12 protein-coding genes and 2 pseudogenes are annotated in these 16,554 nt (G+C 60.2%); 4 read left to right on the top strand and 10 right to left on the bottom strand.

What is annotated here, in order from left to right; all coding sequences use genetic code 11:
• The 4 genes and pseudogenes from AC1DU9_RS20730 to AC1DU9_RS20715 all read left to right on the top strand — a co-directional run.
• A pseudogene (locus tag AC1DU9_RS20730) lies at positions 1-224 on the top strand (LysR family transcriptional regulator); the annotation flags it as partial.
• 426 nt (positions 225-650) lie between these two features.
• The gene (locus AC1DU9_RS20725; RefSeq protein WP_457266039.1) at positions 651-1,130 is read left to right on the top strand and encodes a GNAT family N-acetyltransferase; all 480 of its coding nucleotides are present in this window, start codon (positions 651-653) and stop codon (positions 1,128-1,130) included.
• Between the two features lie 200 nt (positions 1,131-1,330).
• Positions 1,331-2,488 (top strand): response regulator, encoded by a 1,158-nt coding sequence (locus AC1DU9_RS20720; RefSeq protein ID WP_223458849.1) that lies wholly within the window; start codon positions 1,331-1,333, stop codon positions 2,486-2,488.
• Positions 2,489-2,531: 43 nt separating this feature from the next.
• Positions 2,532-6,911 (top strand): response regulator, encoded by a 4,380-nt coding sequence (locus AC1DU9_RS20715; protein WP_223458850.1) that lies wholly within the window; start codon positions 2,532-2,534, stop codon positions 6,909-6,911.
• A gap of 387 nt (positions 6,912-7,298) precedes the next feature.
• Here AC1DU9_RS20715 and AC1DU9_RS20710 read toward each other — a convergent pair whose 3' ends face one another.
• From AC1DU9_RS20710 to AC1DU9_RS20665, 10 genes and pseudogenes are all read right to left on the bottom strand, one after another.
• Positions 7,299-7,598, bottom strand: a complete 300-nt coding sequence (locus AC1DU9_RS20710) for a hypothetical protein (RefSeq protein WP_223458852.1) — start codon at positions 7,596-7,598, stop codon at positions 7,299-7,301.
• Between the two features lie 142 nt (positions 7,599-7,740).
• Positions 7,741-8,088, bottom strand: coding sequence for a hypothetical protein (locus AC1DU9_RS20705; RefSeq protein WP_457266041.1), 348 nt, complete (start codon positions 8,086-8,088; stop codon positions 7,741-7,743).
• Positions 8,055-8,564: a response regulator gene (locus AC1DU9_RS20700; protein WP_477810720.1), complete on the bottom strand. Its 510-nt coding sequence runs from the start codon at positions 8,562-8,564 to the stop codon at positions 8,055-8,057. Before AC1DU9_RS20700 ends, AC1DU9_RS20705 begins: the two co-directional genes overlap by 34 nt.
• 362 nt (positions 8,565-8,926) lie before the next feature.
• Positions 8,927-9,298: a LuxR C-terminal-related transcriptional regulator gene (locus tag AC1DU9_RS20695; RefSeq protein WP_223458858.1), complete on the bottom strand. Its 372-nt coding sequence runs from the start codon at positions 9,296-9,298 to the stop codon at positions 8,927-8,929.
• Positions 9,299-9,309: 11 nt separating this feature from the next.
• Positions 9,310-9,552, bottom strand: a pseudogene (locus AC1DU9_RS20690) (transposase); the annotation flags it as partial.
• A gap of 34 nt (positions 9,553-9,586) precedes the next feature.
• Positions 9,587-10,216, bottom strand: a complete 630-nt coding sequence (locus AC1DU9_RS20685) for a LysE family translocator (RefSeq protein ID WP_457266161.1) — start codon at positions 10,214-10,216, stop codon at positions 9,587-9,589.
• Positions 10,217-10,448: 232 nt separating this feature from the next.
• A complete protein-coding gene (locus AC1DU9_RS20680) occupies positions 10,449-13,550 on the bottom strand; it encodes an efflux RND transporter permease subunit (protein WP_477810719.1) in 3,102 nt (1,033 codons plus the stop codon).
• Complete coding sequence (locus AC1DU9_RS20675) at positions 13,547-14,659, bottom strand: efflux RND transporter periplasmic adaptor subunit (protein ID WP_223458864.1); 1,113 nt, start codon at positions 14,657-14,659, stop codon at positions 13,547-13,549. The genes AC1DU9_RS20680 and AC1DU9_RS20675 overlap by 4 nt, the downstream gene beginning before the upstream one ends.
• Positions 14,660-14,689: 30 nt before the next feature.
• The gene (locus AC1DU9_RS20670) at positions 14,690-16,207 is read right to left on the bottom strand and encodes an efflux transporter outer membrane subunit (RefSeq protein WP_223458999.1); all 1,518 of its coding nucleotides are present in this window, start codon (positions 16,205-16,207) and stop codon (positions 14,690-14,692) included.
• A 117-nt stretch (positions 16,208-16,324) separates the two neighbouring features.
• Complete coding sequence (locus AC1DU9_RS20665; protein ID WP_223458866.1) at positions 16,325-16,540, bottom strand: hypothetical protein; 216 nt, start codon at positions 16,538-16,540, stop codon at positions 16,325-16,327.
• Positions 16,541-16,554: the final 14 nt, after the last annotated feature.

Genomic DNA, 16,554 nt, shown 5'->3' with positions numbered 1-16,554 from the left:
GCTTGGCAGAGTTCGTGGCGGCGCCCTATATCGAAAGTGGCCAACTCATCCCTCTGTTTGAACATCGCCACGCTTCAACTTATGCCTACGCTGAACCGCTGGATATTTATGCATGCGTCCAGGAGCGCGCCGCCATCACACCCAAGGTCAAAGCTTTTATGAATTATTTGACTGAATATCTGGAAATGCGTTGGCCGATGGAAAATACCTTTACAGCGTCCTGATACGGTGCTTTGCCGCCTTTATAAATTCAATGGTCGAGCTTTGCATGGGGCAACAGTTACGAACTGCAGCTTGCAGGTGACTACAACCGGTTGCAGTCTGATTCAACGGGCAGCTTCGGGACGGATTCAGCCGGTTGTGGAAGGCAGCAATCGGCCGATTCTGTTGAAAAAGTCGGTACGCCCAAACAGCCTGGTCATTGACTGGTTAAAACGCCTTTTTTGCACAGTGCTACGTGAAATCCGAGTCCGGAAGCCTCTGCCGAAAGGAAAGATTTCAATCTCGGACGCATATTTTTCTGCTGCGCAAACCATGGTCGACTGTTTTCAACAGAGTCGGCCAAAAGCAGACGTACGCGACGCGAGCCTGGTTGCCCCCCAATCTTTCTTGTGAGAATTTGAGGTGAAGCTAATCCATCAAGGAAGATCATGGACATTCGATCGACGGAAACAGAAGACTGGATGCTATTAAAGCAAGTCCGACTCGCCGCGCTTTTGGACACGCCAACGGCATTTGGTGTCAGTTATCAAACTGCCGCCGCATACACTGACGAACAGTGGAAAGTAAGAGCCTCATCAACCGGAACAGCATTTTGGCTGGCATTCAAGAAAGACAGGCCTGTCGGAATGATTGGTGCCGTGGTCAGTAGCGCGCATCGTTTTAACTTGATCGGAATGTGGGTTGAACCTGCTGCAAGGGGCTCTGGCGTGGCAACTCAGTTAGTAGATGTAGTGAAAGTTCGCGCTACCGCGGAAGGCTTTGATCGCGTTTTTCTCGACGTATCACCCGACAATGCAAGAGCCTCGAACTTCTATCTCAAGCAGGGGTTTGCTTTCATGGACGAATGGGAGCCGTTAGAAAGTCATCCGCATATTACGGTTCAGACGATGCTCTGGATCGGAAACTGATTCACGAGTTCTCTATTAGACGGATGTCCATTACGGGTCGAAAATGGCCCCTCGTGACAGGCAAACATCGGCCAGAAGCCGACATCCATAAGCTTCCTACTCTCTCCTAGCGATTGCAGATTTTTCTAGCTACGCTTTCCAGCAAAGGAATGGCGTAGGTGCGGCCTTTCCCTAATTGTCAGGCAAGGGAGCCAACATCTATGGATAGCATGCAGGGCGTTAATCCATCAGCCACCGTTCTGGTGGTCGACGACACCCCCGACAACCTGATGTTGATAGCCGAGCTGCTCAAGGACAGATATCGGGTCAAGGCAGCCAACAGCGGCGAGAAAGCGTTGCGTCTTCTCCAGAGCGACCCACTTCCCGACCTGATCCTGCTGGACATCATGATGCCGGGCCTGCCCGGCTACGACGTTGCCGAGCAGCTCAAGCTTGACACCCGCACTCGCCACATTCCGATCATTTTCCTTACCTCTATGGCTGCCACAAAGGACGAGATTCGCGGCTTGAGTCTGGGCGCCGCGGACTACATCACCAAACCGATCATCCCCCCGGTGCTCATGGCCAGGGTCGAGACCCAGATCAAGGTCAAGGCCGCTGCGGATTTCCTGCGCGACAAGAACGAGTTTCTGGAGCAGGAGGTGCAGCGCCGCACCCGCGAGGTGACTGCAATCCAGGACGTCACCATCCACGCCATGGCATCGCTGGCCGAAACCCGCGACAACGAAACCGGCAACCACATCCGCCGTACCCAGCACTACATCAAACTGCTGGCCGAGCTACTGCGCGAGCATCCTCGCTTCCGCCACTTCCTCGACGAGGAAACCATCCAGCTGCTGTTCAAGTCGGCACCGCTGCACGATATCGGCAAGATCGGCATTCCCGATCGCATCCTGCTCAAGCCGGGACGTCTCACTCTGGAAGAGTTCGAGATCATGAAGACCCACACTACGTTGGGGCGCGATGCCATCCAACACGCCGAGGATCAGTTAGGGATAGGTGTCGACTTCCTTCATCTGGCCAAGGAGATCGCATACGGCCACCAGGAAAAGTGGGACGGCAGTGGCTATCCGCAAGGGGTGGGCACCGACGACATCCCCATCAGCGCCCGTTTGATGGCCGTGGCGGATGTCTACGATGCGCTGATCAGTCGCCGCGTGTACAAGCCCGGTATGCCCCATGAACAGGCGGTGGAAATTATCCGCGAAGGCCGGGGTTCGCATTTCGACCCAGACATCTGCGATACCTTTCTGGCCAATGCCGAACGGTTCCGGGAAATTGCCGAGCGGTTCACCGACAGCGATCAGGACATGGCCAAGCAGTTGGCCTCACTAGAGCAGATCGCTGAGCAGCCCTGAGCCCTTTGCATCATTCTGCACACCAAGCTAAACGAGGCGGTATATGAACAGACTGTTCGAGCTGCTCGAGCGCCTGTCCCTGCGCAGTAAATTGATCATCGGCTTCGCTGCGTTGCTGATATTGATCCTGATGCTGGGCGTGCAAAGCCTACGCACCCAGTATTCACTCAGGTACGAAATGCAGCAGTTGTACCAGCAGGATTTGGTTGGTATCCAGCATGTGCAGGAGGTTCGGGTGCAGCTGCCGCATCTGTTGCTGGCACTGCAACGCGCCGTCGCTACCAGCAACGCGGACATCCGCATCAGCGCCGGGGCCCAGATGGACGTCGCCCAAGAGCGTCTGCACGAGGCCCTGGAGCAGGTTCGCCCAACGCTGCGGCGACAGAGCAGCCTCAACAGCTTGCTGGAGTTTGAGGTGGTATTGCAGCGCCTGCAAAAAAATGGCGATGAAGCGCTGGAGTTGGTCGGCAAGGGCTCCCTGGGTCAGGCGCTGATGTTGCTCAACAGTAAGGAGTTTCTCGCGCTGGAGCAGGAAAGCGACGGGCTTCTCATCCAGATTGAGAAAAACAAGGAAGCCGACATCCACGATACGGCGAAGAATCTGGCCGAGTATGCGCAGCGCAGCAGCACGACCACTTATGTGTTGCTGTTGGGCGGTTCGACACTGGCCTTGCTGTTGACCTGGCTGGTAAGCCACTCCATCCGCGTGCCGCTGAACCGCGTACGCGTGGCAGTTGACGAGCTGGCATCCGGCAAGTTGGACGGTCAGATCCCTCACACAGACCTTCGCAACGAAACCGGCGACCTGGCGCGCGCCATCGCCACGCTGCAACTGGAGGCTTGTCAACTTGAGCGCCAACGCTGGATCAAAGCCCACGCCTCGCTCCTGCAAGTGGATCTGCAACAGGCAGAGACGCCGCAGCAGTTGGCCCAAGCTTTTTTTTGCCGCATCGCGCCACAGCTGGGCATGTGCCAGGGGGCGCTGTACGTTCTCTATGAAGGCGCACCACGCCTGCAATTGCTGGGTGGTTATGCGGTGGACAGTGAGCACCCACTGCGCGCGGAGCTCGAGCTCGGTGAAGGGCTACTTGGCCAGTGTGCACTGGACCGCCAACCCCGCCAGCTCAAGGATCTGCCTGAGCAGTTCTGGCGTGTGCGCACACAGTTGGGTGAAGCCCCCGCCAGCCATCTGCTGGTTCAGCCTGTGCTGCGTGGCGAGCGTCTGCTCGGGGTTATGGAAATGGCCGGCTTTCGCCCATTGGAAGAGAACGAGACGTTGCTGCTGCAGGAAGTGCTACCAAGGCTGGCCGGAGCCATGGCCATTATGGAACGCAGCGAGACGGCCCAGGCGCTGCTGCAGGAAACTCGCCGTCAGGCTGACGAGATGGGAGCCCAAACCTTGCAACTGGAACACCAGGCCAGGGAGCTGGAGGCCCAGCAGGCGGCACTGCGCGCCACCGAGGCGTGGTACCGCGGCATTATCGAGGCGGCACCGGACGGCATGCTGGTGCTGGGTGCCGACGGACACATCCTGATGACCAATCCGCAAATGGACACTCTGTTTGGCTATGAGCACGGCGAACTGAACGGTGCCAGCATTGAGCGTCTGGTGCCGCAGGCTGCTCGCGAGCGGCATGCCAGGTTACGTGACGGGTTCATTGCCAGCGGCGGAACCCGGCAGATGGGCGGCGATTTAAATGACCTGCACGGCGTGCGCAAGGACGGCAGCCTGTTCTCCGTGGAAATTGGCCTGTCCCGTCTGCCCCGCTTGGAGGGGCGTGGCGTCTGCGTTTGTGCCTCGGTGCGCGACGTGAGTGAGCGCAGGGCGATGGAGGCCAAGCTACGTACTGCCAGCGATCGTCTGAATCTGGCGCAAGAGGCCGGTGACATCGGTCTATTCGACGTTGACCTGGTCAGCGGTAAAAACTATTGGACGCCACAGCTCGAAGCGCTGTTCGGGCTTGAGCCTGGCGGATTCGGTGGCACTCTGGAGCACTGGAAGGCGTTGGTGCATCCCGATGACGTGGCGCGTATCAGTAGTACGTTCGAGAGCGCAGTCCAAAGTGGCGATGATCGCGTCGAGTTCGACTTCCGCATCGTGCGGCAAAACGATGGGCTGGTGCGCACGTTCAAATCGCTTAACCGATTCTCACGCACGCCTGATGGCAAGCCGTTGCGCGCAACCGGCATTAACATCGACGTGACTGCACTGGCAGAGGCCAGGTCAGCGGCCGAGGACGCGACCCAGGCCAAGAGCGAGTTCCTCGCCAACATGAGCCATGAGATACGCACGCCAATGAACGCCATCATCGGCATGAGCCACTTGGCGCTGCGTACCGAACTGGATAATCGCCAACGCAACTACATTGAAAAAGTGCACCGCTCGGCGGAGAGCCTGTTGAGGATTATCAACGACATCCTCGACTTCTCCAAGATCGAGGCCGGCAGGATGAACCTCGAACAAACCCCCTTCCACCTGGAGGACGTACTCGACAGCTTCTCTGCCATGATCGGCCTTAAGACTGAGGACAAGGGCCTGGAGTTGTTGTTCCAGACCCAGCCTGAGTTACCCACCGCACTACTCGGAGACCCCTTGCGCCTGGGGCAAGTGCTGATCAATCTGGGCAACAACGCTGCCAAATTCACCGAGCGCGGCGAGATTGTGGTCGGCGTGGAAGAAGTTGGCACACACGAGGAGCGCGTGCAGCTGCACTTCTGGGTACGCGACACTGGCATCGGCATGACCGTCGAGCAGTGTTCGCGCATGTTTCAGTCGTTTAGTCAGGCCGACAGCTCGACCACGCGCAAGTACGGTGGCACTGGGCTGGGCTTGTCCATCTCGAAGAAGTTGGTGGAGCTGATGGACGGCCACATTTGGGTTGAGAGCGAGCCGGGGGTCGGCTCCACGTTCCATTTCCAGGTATGCATTGGCGTGCAGCAAGGCGTTCAGCCGCGTCGCATGTTCAAGGCCGACGAACTGCTGGGTATGCGGGTGTTGGTGGTGGACGACAACGCTAGTGCTCGTGAAATCCTCTCGGGCATGGCGCGTAGCTTCGGCCTGGAGGTGGATGTCGCGGAGAATGGTAGCCTGGCGCTGCACATGCTGGCCGATGCCGAACATAAAGTGCTGCCCTACGATCTAGTGCTGATGGACTGGCGGATGCCCGGCATGGATGGCATAGAAGCCGTGAGTAGAATGCATTCCGCCAGCCTGATGCATACGCCGTCGGTCATCATGGTCACCGCCTTTGGCCGCGAAGAGGCACGCGAGGAAGCCGAGCGCCAGGGCATCCAGTTACCGGTGGTGCTGACCAAGCCAGTAACACCGTCCTCTTTGCTCGAAGCCATCGGTATGGTGCTGGGTAAAGGCCCGCAGGGCGATACTCGGGCCGGCGAACGCTCCCAACAGAATGCCAGCACCGTAGCCAGCCTGAATGGAGCCCGGCTGTTGCTGGTAGAAGATAACGAGCTGAATCAGGAACTAGCCTGCGAGCTGCTGGAGAGTGTCGGAATACAGCTGCGACTGGCCAGGCACGGCCAGGAGGCCCTGGACATCCTGACCGAGGACGGCAACTTCGACGGCGTGCTGATGGATTGCCAAATGCCGGTGATGGACGGCTACACCGCCACCCAGCGGATTCGCCAACAGCCGCGCTTTAATGCTTTGCCGGTGATCGCCATGACCGCCAACGCCATGGACGGTGATCGCGAGCGAGCCCTGAGCAGTGGTATGAACGACCATGTATCCAAGCCACTCAATGTCGATGACATGTTCGCCACACTGGCAAAATGGATCAGGCCACAGGCCGCTCCAGCATCGCCAAATGTAGGCCTGTCAGATGGGCTGCCGGATCGTCTTGGGGGCATTGATATGGTTGCCGGCCTAGCGACCTGTATGGGCCGGCGAGAACTCTACCTGCGCCTGCTCTGCAAGTTTCGCGACACTCAGACAGGTTTTGCTGAGCAATTCCAGGCCGCACTGGCCGACTCGGATGTTAGCGCGGCCGGACGTGTGGCCCACAGCCTGCGCGGCACGGCCGGCAACATCGGTGCCAGGGCCGTGGCGCAGGTCGCCGCTGTGCTGGAGCTGGCCTGCCAGAACGGCGAGCCCGCAATGGTGGTGCAAGAGCTGGCGACTAAGGTCGAGCGTTGCCTGCTGCCGACCCTGGCCGCCCTCGCTGACCTGAGCACAAACGCCCCGGCATCGATGAGCGATGGCCTGCAGGATGGCCCCGAGTTAAGCGAGCAACTGAACAGGCTCAAAGGTCTTTTGGCCGAAAGTGACACGGCGGCTATGGAAGCGCTTACCGAACTGCGCAATCTGTCACTCGATCGGGCCTTGGCCAAACGTCTGGTTCTGGTCGCGGAGCAGGTGGAGCTGTTCGACTTTGATCGTGCCCTGGAACTGTTGCAGGACGGGTGAGTTTTGCCAGGAAAGGAGCTACTGACCTCTTCTGGCAACTAGAGACCGACTGGCCGGTTTGGGTCGTAATGAGCCTCCCAGCTTTGTCTAGTCGGTCAAATGCTCTACAACCGGAGGTCGAGTCCGAGGCAAATGCCTGGCCAGGTCGAATGCAAATGGATGGTCAAGTAAATGCAATTACACAACTACGTAAAATCCGCCAGTGATTGATCAGCGGACCTGAAATGTACCTATGCAGGTAACGCACCGTTTGGATGAAGGATGCTGTGGCTGCCAGCGAGGCTGCGGCTATTTAAATGCTGAATTGAGCGCCTGACCGGCGGAGTTTCTCAGCCAGCCGACGATAGTGAAATATCAGTTACCCGCAGTCGTCATGGAGCCAGGCATCTAGCGCTTCCCCTTCATGCAGACAACGGAAAGATAAGCACCCCAAAGCACACCACACAGGGCAAGCATGAGTTCTGGATTGAAAATGCCCTGATCGACCGGCGCCACCAGGATTTCGCTATAAAGGCACAAGGCGCCCGCGATCAACGCCATAAAGTAGCCGGTCCGGGTTCTGGTCCGGCGCAGCAACAGAACCTTTTTCAGCCCTTCGTCTTTCCATTCTTGAGGGGGTATGCATTGGATCTCTTCCAGCAGCACCCAACCCCAAAGCAACGCGCACAACCAATAACCTATCATCATGATGTCCTCCACTTAGTACATTGATTAAACATGAATACAGCGCGCACTCCGCGCTCAACTTACGAAGATCGATTCCAGAGTCTTTTCCGACTCGTGCAATTTGCTCTCATGCATATCCATATCCTGAAGCAGGTGAGAAGGTTCAAGCGACTGCCATGGACGGGGAGTCCGAGCGGAGCACGCCCGGTCTCGTTGCCAGTGGTCGCATCCCGCTGGACCAGGTCGGCGGCGGCGAAGTCATACTCCCAGCGGTGTCCCATGCGCGTTTGCACAGATGGAAGAGAACTATCAAGGTTGAGGCCAGCATGATTTCTGTCACAAGCAGCAGATTGGCGTTCAGCTCCACGCGTGGCCACCATACATAGAGAATGAACCGTGCGGCATACGGCGTGGCAAACGCTATGGCTACTGCCAGCAAGGTGATGACGCCATGCGACATGACGTGCCGCAGCACGGCTAGAAAGTCGTGTTCTTTGCTGATTGGTTCCATGGGGTACTGCTCCCGTTTGGGAATGATTGCCAGCAGGAAAAATCTTCTGGTGACAGGGACTTGGCTAAACGCTCCAACATGCGGCGCATGATGGCCAGTTCATGGTTCTTGTCGTAGAACGCGTAGGCACCCGCTTTTGTGAAGTACTTCCAATGTGTCGGTTCAGCGCAATTGCTGACCACGATGACTTTTGTCAGCGGATACTCGGCTGCGACCACACGCAATACTTCCATGCCCTGACCGTCGCCGAGGTTGACGTCCAGCAAGACAACATCGGGCGGTTCACGCCGAATGGCGACGATGGCGGCCGTTGCGCGGTGGAACACCCCGGCAAGTGACAGGCCAGCGATCCCTGGCGACACCGTGCGCCTCAGTGCTGGCACGGCGTTCGAATCCTCAACGACAAACAGGCGCAAAGGGCCTGAATCTCTGACTGGCATCAGTGCAGTCAATGGTTCTGTGCTGGTGACCTGCATGATTTCACCTCTCATTTTTTGACATGGCTGTACAAGACGCTGACGAAGACAACTCCATTCAGCGGACGAAATCTTGCAGAGAGGTCAGTATGCTTAAGTGGAGCGGCTCCCACTATCGACGTTAGCAGGAGTTCTTTGTGGCGATATCGGCCAAGCGCTTGTAGTGATTCCACTACAAGCAGGCTGGATCGGGTGACGCTTCGGCGAAGCCGGGCATGTGCTGGGCATTATTGCTGCACAGTTCGTTAAACCGTACCTGACGTTCAACCAGGACGATTCATTGATGCCGATGCGTTTACCGCAGAGCGTGGAGGATGCCGAGAACGATTGAGTGGCCCGGCTGCGTCGGATGACGGGGCGTTCTAAGTCAACAGGCCGTTTTCGAGTGCATGGCGGGCCAGTTTCGCGTTGCTGTCCATCCCTGTTTTTTCCAGGATGCGTGCCCGGTACGTCGTGACGGTACTCGGGTTCAAGTGCAATATCTCAGCGATGCGGACAATTCTCTCGCCTGAAGCGAGGAGCTTCAGCACTTCAAGCTCCCGGTCGGATAGCGCTTCGTGGGGTGCCCCGTTGCTTCTACCGATAGCGTTGACCAGCTTTTCTGCCAGCTCAGGACTGACGTGCTTGGCGCCTGAGGCCACCTTGCGAACTGCCGTAACCAGGGTGGCTGCGGAAATATCCTTGGTGAGGTATCCCGCTGCGCCGTGCTTTTCTGCGCTTGTACCCGAATCCATTTGTGTACGAGGTTCGCGTTGAGGCTATGGCTGAGCGCAATGCTGGCAATCGAAGCGGCGGGCCGGGCACACGCTTGAATGACCTGGGCCTTGAAGGACTTGGAGTAGGAACGGCGTTGTGGCTGCAAGAAAATACCCGCTTGAAAGGCTAGAGCTGGTGCGCAATTGAATTTAAGTGCGCACCTGTCCTGGCCGTGCGGGGCTGGGCAGATGACTTGGCCGGACGGATGCCGTGTGACGATCCTCCAGTGCACCCGATGCGCCAACCGCAAACAGCCCGGTTCAGCGTCATCCTTCGACGGTCATGCGCATGGCCAAGCCCGCGAGGACCGTCCCCATCAGCCAGCGCTGCACGGTCTGCCACACGGGCCTGCTGGCGAGGAATGTCGCAATGGAACCCGCCATGATGGCAATCAGGGCGTTGACGCTCACGCTAATGACGATCTGCGTAAAGCCAAGCACGATGGATTGCGCCAGCACGCTGCCGTGGCCGGCGGGGTCGATGAACTGGGGCAGCAGCGACAAATACATGACCGCGACTTTGGGATTCAGCAGGTTGGTGACAAACCCCATCATAAACAGCTTGCGCGGGTTGTCCTTGGGCAGCTCGCGCACCTGGAACGGAGAACGGCCGCCAGGCTTGACCGCTTGCCAGGCCAGGTAGAGCAGATAGAGCGCGCCGCCGAGTCGCAGGGCGTCATACGCATAGGGAACCGCCAGGACCAGGGCTGTGATGCCCAGTGCGGCGCAAAACATATAAACGACGAAACCCAACGCCACGCCACCCAGGGAAATCAGTCCGGCCATTCGCCCCTGGCAGATCGATCGCGAGATGAGATAGATCATGTTCGGGCCGGGAGTCAGCACCATGCCGAGTGAAATCAGGCCGTAGGCAAGCAGGTTGGACAGTTCGGGCATGGCGTAACTCCTGAAGGAAGAGATAACGAATTGAAGCTGCGCTAAATCCGTATAAAACGATTTTCGCGATCTCTGAGGTATGCATCTGGATGGTGAGGACGATAGTAGGGCGGCCAAAGGGAGAACGTTAGATACAGATTGACTGACAAAACGTCATACAGCGGTCGCAGCACTTGATGTCGGTGGCTCGCGCCAACCGGGCGATGGCCGCCGTGCGCGGCCATGGTCCGGTTCACGCTGGACAACCGGTATTGCGCGATGGCGAGCTCACCGGCAGGGTGCCAGCGGCCGTCTGGCGACCGACCTTGAACCATGCAGCGTACAACGCCGGGACGAAGAAAATCGTCAGCAGCGTCGCCACGGTAAGGCCGCCCATGATCGCAATTGCCATCGGCCCCCAGAACACACTGCGCGTTAGCGGGATCATTGCAAGCACAGTGGCCAGCGCCGTCAGCATCACCGGACGGGCCCGGTGAATGGCGGCATCCAGCACGGCATTCCACGGGTCGCGCCCTTCGGCGATCTCGATCTGAACCTGATCGATCAGGATCACCGCGTTGCGCATGATCATGCCGCCCAGTGCGATGATGCCCAGGATCGCGACGAAGCCCAGTGGCGACTGGAACACCAATAGCGCCGGCACCACACCGATCAGGCCCAGCGGTGCGGTCAGCATCACCATCCACATGCGGGAGAAGTTCTGCAGTTGCAGCATGAGTAACAGCAGGATGGTGATCAGCATCAACGGGGCCACCGCGAGCAGCGCCTTGTTCGCCTTGTCACTTTCCTCCACCGCGCCGCCCACGTCGATGCGGTAACCAGTCGGCAGCTTGGCTTCGATATCCTTGAGCAACGGCTGGATTTCCTGCGTCACCGATACACCCTGCTCTCCATCCTTCACGTCGGCACGCACCGTGATCGCCATGTCGCGGTTGCGGCGCCACAGCACTGGCTCTTCCAGTTCAGAGCGCACCTGTGCGACCTGCGACAGTGGCACCACCGTGCCCTGGCGCGTGTAGAGGTTGATGTCTTTCAGTGTGTCGAGGTTCAAGCGTTCCTCTGGTACGGCACGGGCCACGATGTCGATCAGGTCCTCGCGCTCACGCAGCTGCGACAGGGTTGCGCCGTTCATCACGGTCTGGGTCGCCAGCGACACGTCGGTCGGTGTAAGGCCAAGCGCGCTCGCCTTGTCCTGATCGAGCTCTACTTTCAGCGTACGCACCGGGTCGTTCCAGTCGAGCTGCAGGTCGCGCACCTTTTGGTTGGACGCAACCACCTTCTCCACGTCGCGGGCGATCTTGCGCACCACTTGGGTATCGGGGCCTACGACGCGAAACTGCACCGGGTAGCCGACAGGTGGCCCCAACTCGAGCCGGGTCACGCGCACCCACGCCTGCGGGAATTGTTGGTCAGCCGAGGCCACCAGCCGCGCACGTACTCGCTCGCGTGCATCCAGATCCTTGGTCATCACGACGAACTGGGCAAAGCCTGGATTCGGCAGCTCGGGGTTGAGCGAGAGATAGAAGCGCGGTGCGCCGGCGCCGGTGTAGGCGGTATAGAAACGCACGTCCTCGTCCTTCGTCAGGATCTCCTCCATGTGCTTGACCTGCTCGGTCGTCGCGGCGAACGAGGAGCCTTCCTTGACGCGCAGGTCAATGACCAGTTCAGGACGCGAACTGTTGGGGAAGAATTGCTGTGGCACTAGCTTGATACACACCAGAGCAAGTATCAGGGCGCCAACCGTCGCACCGATGACCACCCAGCGGCGCTCGATGGCGGCGTCGATCAAGCGGCGCAGGCTGCGGTAGAACTTCGTATCGTGCAGATCACCGTGCTGGTGCTTGCCCAAGTCGTTGGGCAGCATCTTGACCGCCAGGTACGGCGTGAAGATGCCGGAGCAGATCCACGAGAACAGTACCGCGGCACCGACGATCCAGAAAATGCCACCCGCGTACTCGCCGGTGGTGGACTTCGAGAGGCCGATCGGCAGGAAGCCCACGACGGTGATGAGTGCACCGGTCAGGCGCGGCATGGCAGTGGACTGATAGGAGAAGGCGGCCGCCTTCACGCGATCCATGCCGGTCTCCATCTTCGCCACCATCATCTCGATGGCGATGATGGCGTCATCCACCAGCAGTCCCAGCGCGATAATCAGTGAGCCGAGCGAGATGCGCTCCAGGTTCCAGCCCATCGCCAACATCACCAGCGCCACGCCGCCCAGTACCAGCGGCACCGTGGCCGCAACCACGAGGCCTGCGCGCCAGCCCAGGCTGGCCAGGCTCACCGCAATCACGATGATCAGCGCCTCGATCAGCGCGTGTGCGAAGTCGTGGATAGCATCCTTCACCGTGGTGGGTTGGTCGGCCACGAGCTCCAGCTCCACGCCGTGCGCAAGTTCCGACTGGATCTTGGCGACGGCCGTGTCCATCGCCTTGCCAAGGTCCACGATGTTGCCGTCGCTGGTCATTGTGATGCCGAGCATCAGCACGGGTTGGCCGTTGTGGCGGACCGTGTAGGTCGGCGGATCTTCGAAGCCACGGGTAACGGTCGCGATGTCGCCAAGCTTGATCAGCCGGCCGCCCGCGGCGATGGGCACATTGCGGATGGCCTCTTCGCTGGCGAATTGGCCACTCACGCGCACCATGACGCGGTCGCCGCGGGTGTCGATCTGGCCTGCGGGCAACATCGCGTTCTGGCTCTTGAGGCTTTCGGCGATGGCCAGCGGTGTAATGCCCAGCGCTGCCAGGCGCTCGTGCGAGAACTCGACGTAGACACGCTTGGCCTGCTTGCCGATGAGATCGATCTTCTTGACCATCGGCACCTTCAGCATCTGGCGCTTGATGTCCTCGGCCGCGTCCGACAGGTCGGCATGGCCGACACCGTCGCCCTTGATGGCGTACATCAGGCCATACACGTCGCCGTACTCGTCGTTCAGGATCGGGCCGATCACGCCGTCAGGCATCTCCAGGCTCAGGTCGTTGAGTTTCTTGCGTGCCTGGTACCAGGCCTCGCGCTGGTCAGCCTTGGAGGTGCCGCCGCGCACGGTGAGCGTCATGCCCGCGTAGCCCTGCCGCGCGTAGGTGACCACCTTTTCGAAGTTGTCGATTTGCTCGAATTTCTTCTCCATACGATTGAGGACCTGGTCCTGCAATTGCTGGGCGGTGGCGCCCGGCCAGATGACCATGGCGGTCATGGAAGGCACCGAAAAGTTCGGATCTTCGAGCTGACCGAGCCTGGTGAAACTGAAGGCGCCGGCCGCCGCGACAATGAGGAGCATGAACAGAACGATGGCGCGATGGCGCAGCGCCCAGTCGGTGAGGTTGAAATTGTTCATCGGGTGGCCTGCTGCGTAGTGTTAGTGTCAGCGATCGCCGCACCGGGGAGCGCGACCTTCAGTCCGGATGTCATCTTCTGGACACCGGCGGTGACGATCGATGCGCCAGCCTGCGGCCCGGAGACGAGCACCTCGTCATTGCGGTAGCCCCACACCGCCACACGCTCCAGTTCGACGATGCCTACCGGATCCTTGCCCACAGGCGTGACTACCCAAAGTGCCGGCTGGCCGCCGCTTTGGGTCAGTGCCGTCGCCGGCACCGCCGCCACCGAGACGTTTGTCATCACGCTCTTGGCCATTACAGTGGCGGTGGCGCCCAGCGGCAGCGCCTGCATTGGCTTGAGCCGCGCGCGATAGGTGCGCGTCTGCGCCGCAGCCTGCGGCGACAGCTCGCGCAGCGTGACATCGAAGGTCTCGTTCGGCGCACTGGCCAGCGAAGCCTTGAACTGCGCGTCCTTGAAGACGGACAACTGATCCTCGGGCACGTCGATGACGATCTCGGATTCATCCGGATTCGCAACCGAGACCACCGGTTGGCCCTCCGCCACGACCTGGCCTGCCTCGAAGCGCACAGCCGTGACAACACCGCTACGGGAGGCGCGCAGCACGGTGTACTTGAGCCGGTTGCGCGCGAGCTCGAGTTTTCGCGCCTCGGCCTCGGCAGTCGCATGAGCGGTCTGGGCATTGGTATGCGCACGCTCGTCGTCGGCCGCACTGACCGAGCCGTCAGCCTTTAGCGCGGTAAGGCGTTGGTGGTCCGAATCGGCCTGACGAGTCTGCTCGACGGCAACTGCCCACTGCTGTTGCGACGCTTGCTCAGCGAGGCGGTAGTCGCTGTCGTCCAGCACAGCCAGTACGTCGCCTTCGCGCACAAACTGACCTACATCGACCTTGCGCTGGGCTACCTTGCCGCCCACGCGGAAGGCTTGATCGACTTCATGCCGTGACTGCACGGTGCCCACGTAGCGACTACTTTCGCGGGCATTGTCGTAGTTGATTTCAACGGTGCGTACCGGTCGTGGGGCCTGCACGGACGGCTGATCCGGGCTGCACGCACAAAGCATGGCGGCGACGGCCAAAACGCCGGCCGTAGTAAGGGAATTCTTCAAGACGGTTCCTCTTTGGAAAACGACAGATTCTCAGGAAAGTGGTGGCCGGTCGGCTTTGGCGGATGCGGTTGGGTTGGAGGGTTGTTCGAACACCTGCCAGCCCCCGCCCAGTGCCTTGTAGAGCTGCACGCTGTCGAGCAGCAGTCGGGTGTTGCTTTCGTTGGAGTTCAAGCGTGCCGCCAGGCGCGCCCGCTGCGAATCCAGCAGTGGCAACAGGTCGATCTGCCCGCGGTTATAGAGCGACTGGGCGCGGTTCTGCGCAGCCTCGGAAGATGCGGCGGCCAATTGCAGCGACCCGGACCGGCGGCGTTCCTGCGCAAGCGTGACGAGGGCGTTTTCCACATCCTCGAGCGCCCGTACGATGCCGTCTTCGGCGCGCAGCAGCGCCTCTTGTTGAGCGCTTTCGGCCGCTTCGTTGATCGCTTGCGTGCGCCCGGCGTTGAAGAGCGGCATCGCCAGCAGGCCCGCGACGTTGGTGAAGCGCGCAGCGCCGAGATCGGCACCGTTCAGGTTGAGACCCTGGCGGCCGAAGGAAGCGCCGAGAAAGAGCTGCGGGAACCACTCAGCTTTCGCTTGCTGGCGACGAGCATTGGCGGCGTCGAGTTGTGCCATCAGCGCCAGTACGTCAGGTCGGCGTTGCAGCAACTCGGCGGGCTGGCCGGGCTTGGCCTCGGGCACGTCGATCAAATCACCGCTTGAAGGCTGGATGTTTGTGGTGTTGAAAGACTGATCTGCGATCAGCACTGCAATACGGTGACGTGCCACCGCTACTTGGGTTTCCAGCGGCGGAATCTGCGCCCGCGCCGACAAGGCGTCGGTCTGCGCGCGTTCGACGTCGAAAGCGGATGCCAGCCCCACCTGTTGGCGTGCGGTGACCAGACGCAGCGTCTCGTCCTGCATCGCCGAGATTGCGCGAAGCGTCGCGACCTGGCGCTGCGCACCGACCAGGGTGAAGTAGTTGCTGACCACGTCGCTCATCACCAGCAGGCGCACGCCACGCATGCTGTGTTGCGCGGCCAGCGCATCGGCGTCAGCCGCCGCCGCGCCGGCGCGCAGACGGCCGCTCAGGTCGAGTTCCCACGAGACGTCCAGACCCACACTGGTGGTCCTGGTATCCGGATAGCCCTGTTTCGTGGCCGAGTTGTAACCGCTGCGGCGGTCACTGCCGGAGACGGATGCGCCGACACTCGGGAGCAGCCAGGACTGGCTGACCGTTTCTCCGGCACGCGCGGCACGCAGGCGCTCGGCGGCAATCTTGACGTCGCGGTTCTCACGCGCAGCCCGGTGCACCAGATCCGTCAGCAACGGGTCGTGGTAGACCTCCCACCACGCCGCCTCGGGTTCCATTTCGGAGGCCGTGCTCGCAGCGAAGTTGCTCGGCAGGTCGACCGAGGGCTTGACGACCGGTGTGGAGCAACCGGAAAGGGCGAGGGCGATCGAAGTGGCAAGGGCTGCCGCAACGGCGAGCCCGGCCGGGCGCTCGGCCCGTTTCAAGGTTGTCCGGGCGGTGAGGAGGGGCAGTGGAAAGGAAACTGGAAGTCGCGGCATCGCATTGGACTCGTGTGGATTCGAGATGGCATCAGCGTAAGGCCCGGTGTGCACGAAGTCGTCAGCGAAGCGTCGCCGTTCGGTCGCCATATCGAGCGCACATTCAGGTGGGAGACGTCACTCGCCGTCGGCATCTGCCGCATGCTCGCCGGCCGCCGACCTGAGGTCCGAGTCGATCGACTCCAGCAACTCTTCGGCGGACGAAAACTCGCGCTGACGTCCGGTGACCAGGTTCTCGAGGCGGCCCACCAGGGCCCCCGAAGCGGCATCGCTACGCAGCTTGATTACGTATGAGCGGCGGCTCGGGTACTTGGTTTCAGAGTTAAGGATCATCACAGTCCAGGGGG

The sequence above is a fragment of the Pseudomonas sp. P4_C1 genome, assembly GCF_056402155.1.
Note: the sequence above shows the minus strand (reverse complement) of the source record. Positions and strands in the feature narration are given on the sequence as shown.

What these genes read in the sequence shown, in the direction of transcription:
- AC1DU9_RS20680 (WP_477810719.1), bottom strand. Translation starts at nt 13,550, where the DNA reads ATGAACAATTTCAACCTCACCGACTGGGCGCTGCGCCATCGCGCCATC.
- AC1DU9_RS20705 (WP_457266041.1), bottom strand. Translation starts at nt 8,088, where the DNA reads ATGGAACCAATCAGCAAAGAACACGACTTTCTAGCCGTGCTGCGGCAC.
- AC1DU9_RS20685 (WP_457266161.1), bottom strand. Translation starts at nt 10,216, where the DNA reads ATGCCCGAACTGTCCAACCTGCTTGCCTACGGCCTGATTTCACTCGGC.
- AC1DU9_RS20665 (WP_223458866.1), bottom strand. Translation starts at nt 16,540, where the DNA reads ATGATCCTTAACTCTGAAACCAAGTACCCGAGCCGCCGCTCATACGTA.
- AC1DU9_RS20710 (WP_223458852.1), bottom strand. Translation starts at nt 7,598, where the DNA reads ATGATGATAGGTTATTGGTTGTGCGCGTTGCTTTGGGGTTGGGTGCTG.
- AC1DU9_RS20700 (WP_477810720.1), bottom strand. Translation starts at nt 8,564, where the DNA reads ATGCAGGTCACCAGCACAGAACCATTGACTGCACTGATGCCAGTCAGA.
- AC1DU9_RS20725 (WP_457266039.1), top strand. Translation starts at nt 651, where the DNA reads ATGGACATTCGATCGACGGAAACAGAAGACTGGATGCTATTAAAGCAA.
- AC1DU9_RS20670 (WP_223458999.1), bottom strand. Translation starts at nt 16,207, where the DNA reads ATGCCGCGACTTCCAGTTTCCTTTCCACTGCCCCTCCTCACCGCCCGG.
- AC1DU9_RS20695 (WP_223458858.1), bottom strand. Translation starts at nt 9,298, where the DNA reads ATGGATTCGGGTACAAGCGCAGAAAAGCACGGCGCAGCGGGATACCTC.
- AC1DU9_RS20720 (WP_223458849.1), top strand. Translation starts at nt 1,331, where the DNA reads ATGGATAGCATGCAGGGCGTTAATCCATCAGCCACCGTTCTGGTGGTC.
- AC1DU9_RS20715 (WP_223458850.1), top strand. Translation starts at nt 2,532, where the DNA reads ATGAACAGACTGTTCGAGCTGCTCGAGCGCCTGTCCCTGCGCAGTAAA.